We start from the raw sequence: 9,045 nt of genomic DNA on the forward strand, positions 1-9,045 counted from the left end.
CGATCACGGTGTCCAAGATGGACAGCTCCGGGATGGCCGACGTGATCCGCATGCTCGTCACGGTGGTTCTCGGTGGGATCGGCGGGGCCGCGGGGTTCACCCACACCCACGACTGGGCTGTCCATCATGGACAAACCGGGTGGATCGCCTGGGCCGACGCGGTGGTCATCGAAGGCATCGCCATCGTGGCTGGGTTCGAGGTCCAACGCGACCACCGCCGCCGCACCGGCCGCACACTCACCTTCCCCATGCTGGTGTTGGTGGCCGGGTTCGGTATCCAGATGACTGCTCAGGTCGCGCTCGCCGAGCCGACCCCATCCGGGTGGCTGCTGGCCGCGATGCCGGCACTCGGATTCCTCGTTGTCGTCAAGCTTCTGCTCCGGCGAACCCCTAGCGAACACGAGCAGAAATCGACCGAAACACCCACTGCCGCCACGCCAGAACCGCGACCGGAACCGGCGCCACCCGACGCGGCGGCAGAGACCACACAAGTCCTTCCCCGGCTCAAACTGCCCGCCTCCATGGCCGAGCGCATCCACACCGCAACCGCCAAGGCCCGGCAGGAAGGCCGGGAGATCACCCCGGCCGACATCCAAGCCGTCGTCAAAGTCCCCGGCGACCTCGCCGCCCGCATCGTCGCGGACCTGACCACGGCCAACGGTCACACCGTCACCGCCTGACCCACCCGTTCACCGCCCCGGGGTGCGGGAGCACGGCACCCACCGCGCTCCCGCCCCTTTCTCATGCCGTCTCCCGGAAAGGAACCGTGTCCGTTGCTGACGCTCGAAGACCGCATTACCGATCACCTCCGCTCCGCCGACTACACCACCTGGCGCTCCAAAGTCCTCGGAGTCAACGGGTGCGCGAAACCCATCCGACTCGCCGGAGCCCACCAACTCCAAGACGCTGCCACTGGTCGCGTCCTGCACCACATTGGCGGAGAGATCTTCGTGCCCTGCGGCAACCGCCGCGCCACCGTCTGCCCCACTTGCTCCGACAGGTACGCGGCGGACGCGTTCCACCTCATCCGCGCCGGGCTGATCGGCGGCACCAAAGGGGTCCCGGAGACCGTCACTGCCCGGCCACGAGCTTTTCTGACCCTGACCGCCCCCTCGTTCGGGCCGGTGCACACCCGGCGCCTGACTGCGCGGGGCCGCATCGTGCCCTGTGGATGCGGGGAACACCACCGAGAAGCCGATCCGCGTATCGGGACCCCGATCGACCCCGACAGCTACGACTACACCGGATCCGTGCTGTGGCAGGCCCACGCTGGGGTGCTGTGGCAACGCTTCGTGATGCGGCTGCGCCGCGAACTCGCCAAACAAGCGGGCATCCCCAACCGCGTCTTCGCCGACGTCGCCCGCGTGTCCTACGGCAAAGTGGCCGAATACCAACGACGAGGGCTGATCCACTTCCACGCCGTTGTCCGCCTCGACGGCCCGGAAGGCGCCACCGCCCCCGCCCCACCCTGGGCCACCAGCGAACTGCTGGAACAGGCCCTCTACGCCGCTGCCGCCGCCGTGGAAGTCGAGACCTTCCGGCCGGATGGGGAAATTCTGACCCTCCGATGGGGCGCGCAAGTGGATGTCCGGCGAATCCAGCCGTGCACCGTCGAGGACTTCGAGGACGCGGACGGGCAGATCAGCGAACCTCGCCTGGCCGCGTACATCGCCAAGTACGCCACGAAAGGCACCGGCAAGACCGAGGCCGCCGACACCCCGATCCGGTCCGAATTGGACATTGCCCATTTGAAGGTGTCCGAGCACCACCGGCGGATCATCCAAACCTGCTGGGACCTCGGCGGGCTCGAACCATACGAAGAGCTGAACCTGCGGCGCTGGGCACACATGCTCGGCTTCCGGGGCCACTTCCTCACCAAATCCCGCCGCTACTCCACCACCTTCACAACCATCCGTGGCGACCGGCGTGCCTACCGGCTCGCCGAAACCCTCGACCGTCTCGGGCTCGAACCCGACTCGGTCCTCGTCGTCAACGACTGGCGCTTCCAGGGCGCCGGCTACCGCGACGATGCCGAACGCGAACTCGCCGCGGGCATCGCCCAACGCATCCGGGACGACCGTAAAGCCAAGTACGACAAGGAGAACCAGCAATGACCAAGAAGCTACTGTCCATTGAGGACTTGTCAGACTTCCTCGGCGTTCCGAAAGGCACGCTGTACCAGTGGCGCACCAAAGGCTACGGCCCGGCCGCGGTCCGCGTCGGCAAGTACGTCCGTTACCGCCCCGAAGACGTCGACACCTGGCTTGACGGGCAGGAGGCAGCCTGATGGCGCGCGCATGGGTGTACGACCGCAACAACAAGAAGGACTACCAGGCGGCCGTCAAGCGAGCCAAAGCCAAGGGGCGTAAGCCTCCCTCGCGGTGGTTGGTGCAGTACTACGATCGCGGCGGCAAGCTCCGGTCTGAGGTGGTACCGAACAAGGCGCGGGCTGAGATTCGCCGGACCGATCTGGAAGCCACGCTCAACGCGGGTACGTATGTAGATCCGGCCGCGAGCAAGGTGTCGGTCGGCGAGATGGCGGAAAAATGGCTGGACTCGCGGCACGATCTCAAGCCGTCGACGTGGTGGAAATACCGGGGCCTCCTCGACAACCACGTGATCCCGGAATGGGGTGATAAACCGCTCAATTCGGTGACCCGAGAGGATGTCGCGACGTGGGTGACATCGCTGCTCAAACCCAAGTCCGAGAAGGCAGCGGACTCGGGGCGTCACAGACTCGGCACGCGTATCGGGTGCTGGCGATGGTGCTGGAGTGGTGCGTCCCGACCCGCCTTCCACGCAACCCGGCCCGTGGGGTCAAGTTGCCGATCAGGCCGGAAGCTGAGCACGTCTACCTCAGCTACGAGCAGATTGAGGCCCTGGCGGACGCCGCAAGTGGCCTCAAGACCAAGTACGGCGTACCCACCGCGTCGGCATCGGTGAATCGAGCGATGATCCTTCTCCTGGCGTATACGGGGCTCAGGTGGGGCGAGGCGGCTGCCCTGCGCGTCGGCCGGGTAGACCTCGTCAAGCGGCGCCTTCGCATCGCGACGACCTTCTACGAGGTCAACGGCGTCCAGCACGAGGGCCTGCCCAAGACCGGAAAGCGCCGGACCGTCCCGATCCCGGCGTCACTGGTCCCCGAGCTTGCCCGGGTGATCGGTGGGCGTGGGGACAATGAGCTGGTCTTCCGCACCGCTCGCGGGCACTCGCTGAGGGCCAACAACTGGCGGGTGCGGGAGTTCAACGCCGCAGTCAAGGCCGCCAAGATCCAGGTAGAGGGCCTGACTCCGCACAAGCTCCGGCACACCGCAGCGTCACTCGCGATCGCGGCCGGAGCCGACGTAAAGGTCATTCAGCACATGCTCGGACACGCCGACGCGGCAATGACACTGAACATCTACGGGCACCTGTTCCCGGACCGCCTCGACGAGGTGGCCGACACCCTGGACATCCGGCGAACCGCCCTGCTGGCGGCCCGAGCGGCCTGACAACGAAGAACCGCCCCGGTGTTGCATGAATGTGGCATGCACCGGGGCGGTTCTCTCGTTCTTAAGCTGTTGCGGCCCGTCTACCTGCGTAAACGGACCGCCGACCGTCGGGACGACAGGATTTGAACCTGCGACCCCTTGACCCCCAGTCAAGTGCGCTACCAAGCTGCGCCACGTCCCGGTCGTTGTCACCTCGCGTGCGGGGCGACAACGAACAGCTTACGGGGTCCGGCCGATCGGGCCGCGACTGGGGGGTCACCCCGCCAGGGGCGCGAGTGCCTTGGCCAGCGGTTCGAGTACCTCGGGGGTGTGCGGCGGCGGCAGGTAGACGATCGCCAGGTCGAGACCTGCTTCCCCGAGTGCCGCGGCGTCCGCGGCCACCTTCGCGTAGTCACGATCCGGGCCGAGGCGGACGTGGCTTGACAGCATGATCTCCTTCGGGTCGCGTCCGACGTCCGCGCAGTGCCGGTGCAGCACATCCCGCTTGTGCGCGAACTCCTCCGGCGTCCCCCCGACGAAGTTCCAGTGCTGCGCGAACCTGGCGACCGTCCGGAGTGTCCGCTTCTCCCCACTGCCACCGATGCAGATCGGCGGGTGTGGCGTCTGCACCGGCTTCGGTTCGCAGCGGGCGTCCGTGAGCTGGTAGTACTCGCCCTCGAACGTCGTCGTTTCCTGGGTGAGCAGGCCGACGATCACCTCACACGCCTCCTCGAACCGGTCACTGCGCTCCTTCACCGGCCCCAGCCGCATGCCGTACGCCCCGGACTCCTCCTCGTTCCACCCCGCACCGATCCCGAGCTCCAGCCGCCCGTTCGACACGATGTCCAGCGTCGCCGCCATGTTCGCCAGCAGCGCCGGGTGCCGGTAGTGGATACCGGTGACGAGTGTGCCCATCCGCAACCGCCGGGTCGCCTGCGCCAGCGCGGTCAGCGTCACCCAGCCTTCGAGGCATGGCCCGGTCGGATCGGAAAAAATCGGATAAAAATGGTCGAAAGTCCAGCCCGACTCGAAAATTTCGATGTCATCGGCAGCCTCCCAGACCGCCAGCATATCGGCCCATTTCGTGTTCTGCGGAGAAGTCTTGAAAGCGAATCTCATACTGGAATCCTAAGGGCCTTCCGCCAGCAGGCCATTCGCCAACCGCAGCCGGCGATTCACCTTGATCTCGGCCAGGAACCGTTCGTCGTGGCTGACCACCACGAACGCGCCCTGGTACGCGGTCAACGCGCTCTCCAACTGACCGACACTCACCAGGTCCAGGTTGTTGGTCGGCTCGTCCAGCAGCAACAGTTGCGGCGCGGGTTCGGCGCACAGCACGCACGCCAGCGTCGCGCGAAGCCGTTCACCACCCGATAACGCGCCGACCGGCAGATGCATCCTGGCACCACGGAAGAGAAACTTCGCCAGCAGGTTCATTCGTTGCTGCTGCGGCATTCCCGGCGCGAACGCGGCCAGATTCTCAGCCACCGTCCGGTCTTCCGCGAGCAGATCCAGCCGCTGCGAAAGGTAAGCGACCCGTCCGCGGGCCCGCGTGACCTCCCCCGCATCCGGTGCCACAGCACCACTGATCAGCCGCAGCAACGTGGATTTCCCCGCACCGTTAGGGCCGGTCAATGCGATCCGTTCGGGCCCGCGGATCTCCAGGTCGACACCGTCCCCGGCGAACACCGGCCGCGAGCCGTAGCTGACTTGCATCCGCTCACCGAGAAATACCGTGCGCCCCGCAGGCACCTGGGTTTCCGGCAGTACGAGCACCAGTTTCTGCTCGTCACGCAAGGCCCGCTCGGCCTGATCGAGCCTGGCTTTCGCGTCGCCGACCCTCGCCGCATGCGTCTCGTCCGCCTTGCCGGCGCTCTCCTGCGCACGGCGTTTCCGCGCGCCGGCAAGGATTTTCGGCAGTCCGGCGTTCCCGGCATTGCGCGCGGCATTGCTCGCGCGCCGCGCCGCGCGTTCGCGGGCCTGCTGCATTTCCCGCTTTTCCCGTTTCACTTCCTGCTCGGCATTGCGGACGTTCTTTTCCGCCACTTCCTGTTCGGCGCGCACAGCTTGTTCGTACTCGGTGAAATTGCCGCCGTAAAAACTCAAATCGCCACGTTCCAGTTCGGCGATACGGTCCATCCGGTCGAGTAACGCGCGGTCATGGCTGACCAGCAGCAGGCACCCAGGCCAATCGTCGAGTACGTGGTAAAGATCGCGCCTGGCGTCGAGATCGAGATTGTTGGTCGGCTCGTCGAGCAGCAGGACATCGGGCCGTTTGAGCAACTGGGCGGCGAGCCCGAGTGACACGATCTGCCCGCCGCTCAGTGTCCACAACGGACGGTCGAACGGCAGCCCGCCGAGACCGAGACGATCCAGTTGCGCGCGCGTGCGTTCCTCGATATCCCAGTCGGTGCCGATGGTGGTGAAATGCTCCTCGCTCGCGTCACCCGATTCGAGTGCGGTGAGCGCATCGAGGGCCGGGGCGATGCCGAGCACCTCGGCAACACTGCGGTTCCCTGCCAGCGGCAGGGTTTGCGGGAGGTAGCCGAGGAGCCCGTCGACGGACACACTGCCGCCACCCGGCCGCAGCTCGCCGGCGATGAGCCGGAGCAACGTGCTCTTTCCCGCTCCGTTCGGCGCGACGAGCCCGGTGCGACCCGCACCGACGGTGAAGGACAGGTCCTGGAAGACGACGGTGTCATCCGGCCAGGAAAAGGACAGCTCGGAACAGACGATGAAAGCATCGGACATGCGGAAAAAACCTTTGTGTGCGAAGGAAAAGGGGATGCCGGCATGGCCACCCCGGGCAGGCACGCCCGGCGATGGCCGATCATCATCCGGGCTATCCGGAGATGTCGAGGTCACCCACCATGATCGTCTCCTCGTTCCGCTTCACACGCCGCTACCGATGCTAGCAGCGCCGCTCCCCTGCTTCTTGACATCGATCGTGGCGCCGAGGACAGTCTGCAACACTAGGAGCATATGTGGCAGTGGAGCGGCAGATGAGCGATACGGTGCAGGACTCCTTCGTGACGATCAAGAGCGGCAAGCTCGCCGGGCAGACCGCCGACGGCGTGACCGCCTTTCTCGGCATCCCTTACGCCGCACCGCCGTTCGGCAAAAACCGGATGCGGCCGCCGCGGCCCGTCGAACCGTGGCACGGCACGCGTGACGCGACCCAGTACGGCCCCACCGTGCCCAAGGACGAGTACCCGCCGGTATATCAGCCGTTGTTCCCCGAGGTCGTTTTCGACGGCGAGCACTGCCTGAACCTCAACGTCTGGACGCCGGACCCGAACGCGACCGGGCTGCCAGTGTTCGTCTGGATCCACGGCGGTTCCTTCATGAACGGCTCCGGCTCGATCGGCGAGTACGACGGCAGCGCGTTCGCCCGTGACCGGATCGTCTGCGTCACGATCAACTACCGGTTGTCCGCCGACGGGTTCCTCTACCTCGGTGACGGCCTGTCGAACCTCGGCCTGCTCGACCAGATCGCGGCGCTGCAATGGGTGCGGGACAACATCGTGGCCTTCGGCGGCGACCCGGCACAGGTGACCGTCGGGGGCGAATCCGCAGGCGCGATGAGTGTCACGACGCTGATGTCCATGCCGCTCGCGGACGGCCTGTTCCAGCGAGCGATCCTGCAGTCGGGCGCGGGTGCGTACTCGCTGACGCCCGATCAGGGCCGGCTCGTCGCCGGTCACCTCGCGGAAGCCCTTGGCGTGCCGGCAACCCGCGAAGCGATCGCGGATGTCCCGATCGGACAGCTGGCGAAGACGGCGGCGGATCTCGTAACCAAGGTACAGACCAATCCCGATCCGGGGAAATGGGGCTCGCTGGCGCTCACCATGCTGCCGTTCGCCCCGGCCATCGACGGCGACGTCCTGCCCGCCGCACCACTCGAGACGTTCGCAAAAGGACACAACCGCGACATTCCCGTGCTGGTCGGCTCCACCCGGGACGAGGCGCGCCTGTTCCTGATCGCCGCCGGCACCATCGATCTCGTCGACGAAGCGACCCTCACGGCGGGCGCGGGCGCATACGGGCTGAGCCCGGAAGCCGTTGCCCAGTACCGAAAGAACCGTCCCGTGGCCTCGCCCGGTGACATCCTCGCAGCCGTGGCCACCGACTGGCATTTCCGCATCCCGGCGCTGCGCGTGGCCGAGGCCCGCGGTGATGGCGCCCCGACCTGGGTCTACCGGTTCGACTACCCGGAGCCTGCGGACAACTACGGCCTCGGCGCCTGCCACGGTGCCGAAATCCCTTACGTCTTCGACACGACGGGGCTCCCGGAGATCCGTCCCCGGATCGGCGAGTCACCTTCGGCGGCGGTGGTCGGCGCGACACACGGCGCGTGGGTGGCGTTCATCTCCGGCGGCGACCCCGGCTGGTCCCGATACGACCTGACGCGGCGCGTGACGGGACTGATCACCGACGAGGTGACCGAAGCCGCCGACCCGGACGGTGACGAGCGCGTGCTGTGGGACGGCATCCGCTGAGCCGGTCAGGAGTCGAAGTCGACCGTCAGGGTGTCCGAGCTGGGCAGTGACTGGCAGGTGAGCACGAACCCGGCGTCCACTTCGGACTCCTCGAGCGCGAAGTTCCGCCGCATGTGGGCCTTTCCTTCGGTGATCCGCGCCCGGCAGGTGCCGCACACGCCGCCCTTGCAGGCGAACGGGAGATCCGGGCGGGCCAGCTGCGCGCCGTCCAGGATGGGGACGTCACGCGGCAGCGCCGCGGTGGTGGAGCGGCCGTCGAGCACGATGGTGACCTCGCTGGTCAGGCCATCGGTCTGCGCATCCTCATGCCGGACCGGGGCGGGCGGCACATCGTCCACATAGAACAGTTCTTGATGGACCCGTGACGCCGGAACCCCGCGTGCCAGCAGCAGATCGCGGGCGTCGGTGACCATGCCGAACGGCCCGCACAGCCACCAGTGCCCGATCGCCTGGACATCCGGGAACAACGCCAGCAACGCTTCGAGCTTTCCCTTGTCGAGCCGGCCGGTGAACAGTTCGGCTTCCCGTGGTTCCCGCGAAAGTACGTGCACCAGCTCGAAACGAGCGGGATAGCGATCCTTGAGGTCGGCGAGTTCGTCGGCAAACATCACCGTGGCGCTACGACGGTTTCCATAGAGGACGGTGACCGACGCGGCCGGGTCGCGCAGCACGGTCGCGGCGATCGACAACACCGGGGTGATCCCCGAACCGGCCGCGATCAGCACGTGATGCGCCGGCGTTTCCAGATCGGGGGTGAACCGGCCGGTGGGCGGGCCGACCTCGATTACGTCACCCGGCTGGACGTCATGCACGAGCCACGAGGAGAACAGCCCGTCCGGCACTTCGCGGACCCCGATCCGCGGTGCCTCGCCTTCGGCTGCACAGATCGAGTACGACCGCCGCTCCTCCCGCCCGTCGATCATCCTGCGCAGCGTGAGTGACTGCCCGGCGCGGAAGGAATACGCCCCGGCAAGGGAAGGCGGCACGTCGAAGGTGACGGCGACGGCGTCCTCGCAGAGCCGCTCGACCGCGGCGACCGTGAGCGGGTGAAACCCCGCATGCACGCTTGTCGTCAC

General features: G+C 67.0%; 8 protein-coding genes, 1 tRNA gene and 1 pseudogene. 6 read left to right on the plus strand and 4 right to left on the minus strand.

Going from position 1 to position 9,045, the window contains the following annotated elements:
• The first annotated feature begins 17 nt into the window (after positions 1-17).
• The 5 genes and pseudogenes from GKO32_RS07810 (at position 18) to GKO32_RS38845 (ending at position 3,491) form a co-directional block, all read left to right on the plus strand.
• Positions 18-680: a DUF2637 domain-containing protein gene (locus GKO32_RS07810; protein WP_166459434.1), complete on the plus strand. Its 663-nt coding sequence runs from the start codon at positions 18-20 to the stop codon at positions 678-680.
• A gap of 93 nt (positions 681-773) precedes the next feature.
• The gene (locus GKO32_RS07815) at positions 774-2,114 is read left to right on the plus strand and encodes a replication initiator (protein WP_154756123.1); all 1,341 of its coding nucleotides are present in this window, start codon (positions 774-776) and stop codon (positions 2,112-2,114) included.
• Positions 2,111-2,287: a helix-turn-helix transcriptional regulator gene (locus GKO32_RS07820; protein ID WP_154756124.1), complete on the plus strand. Its 177-nt coding sequence runs from the start codon at positions 2,111-2,113 to the stop codon at positions 2,285-2,287. The genes GKO32_RS07815 and GKO32_RS07820 overlap by 4 nt, the downstream gene beginning before the upstream one ends.
• Positions 2,288-2,535: 248 nt before the next feature.
• Positions 2,536-2,631: pseudogene (locus GKO32_RS40100) on the plus strand (tyrosine-type recombinase/integrase); the annotation flags it as partial.
• A 44-nt stretch (positions 2,632-2,675) separates the two neighbouring features.
• Entirely contained in the window at positions 2,676-3,491 is an 816-nt protein-coding gene (locus GKO32_RS38845; protein WP_312867632.1) for a tyrosine-type recombinase/integrase, read from the plus strand.
• 107 nt (positions 3,492-3,598) lie between these two features.
• Here GKO32_RS38845 and GKO32_RS07830 read toward each other — a convergent pair.
• The 3 genes from GKO32_RS07830 to abc-f all read right to left on the minus strand — a co-directional run bounded on the left by GKO32_RS07830 (position 3,599) and on the right by abc-f (position 6,221).
• Positions 3,599-3,672, minus strand: a tRNA-Pro gene (locus tag GKO32_RS07830).
• Between the two features lie 74 nt (positions 3,673-3,746).
• The gene (locus GKO32_RS07835) at positions 3,747-4,589 is read right to left on the minus strand and encodes an LLM class F420-dependent oxidoreductase (RefSeq protein WP_154756125.1); all 843 of its coding nucleotides are present in this window, start codon (positions 4,587-4,589) and stop codon (positions 3,747-3,749) included.
• 9 nt (positions 4,590-4,598) lie between these two features.
• Complete coding sequence (abc-f, locus tag GKO32_RS07840) at positions 4,599-6,221, minus strand: ribosomal protection-like ABC-F family protein (RefSeq protein WP_154756126.1); 1,623 nt, start codon at positions 6,219-6,221, stop codon at positions 4,599-4,601.
• Between the two features lie 251 nt (positions 6,222-6,472).
• Between abc-f and GKO32_RS07845 the strand changes: the two genes are divergently transcribed.
• Positions 6,473-7,969: a carboxylesterase/lipase family protein gene (locus GKO32_RS07845; RefSeq protein WP_154756127.1), complete on the plus strand. Its 1,497-nt coding sequence runs from the start codon at positions 6,473-6,475 to the stop codon at positions 7,967-7,969.
• A gap of 5 nt (positions 7,970-7,974) precedes the next feature.
• Here the strand turns inward: GKO32_RS07845 and paaE are convergent, their stop codons facing one another.
• Complete coding sequence (gene paaE / locus GKO32_RS07850) at positions 7,975-9,045, minus strand: 1,2-phenylacetyl-CoA epoxidase subunit PaaE (protein WP_312867633.1); 1,071 nt, start codon at positions 9,043-9,045, stop codon at positions 7,975-7,977.

Source organism: Amycolatopsis pithecellobii, assembly GCF_009707865.1.
GTDB classification, from domain to species: Bacteria; Actinomycetota; Actinomycetes; order Mycobacteriales; family Pseudonocardiaceae; genus Amycolatopsis_E; species Amycolatopsis_E pithecellobii.

Excerpts from the sequence above, each read along its gene's own strand:
- GKO32_RS07810 (WP_166459434.1), top strand. The coding sequence starts at position 18 with ATGGACAGCTCCGGGATGGCCGACGTGATCCGCATGCTCGTCACGGTG.
- GKO32_RS07820 (WP_154756124.1), top strand. The coding sequence starts at position 2,111 with ATGACCAAGAAGCTACTGTCCATTGAGGACTTGTCAGACTTCCTCGGC.
- GKO32_RS07835 (WP_154756125.1), bottom strand. The coding sequence starts at position 4,589 with ATGAGATTCGCTTTCAAGACTTCTCCGCAGAACACGAAATGGGCCGAT.
- abc-f (WP_154756126.1), bottom strand. The coding sequence starts at position 6,221 with ATGTCCGATGCTTTCATCGTCTGTTCCGAGCTGTCCTTTTCCTGGCCG.
- GKO32_RS07845 (WP_154756127.1), top strand. The coding sequence starts at position 6,473 with ATGAGCGATACGGTGCAGGACTCCTTCGTGACGATCAAGAGCGGCAAG.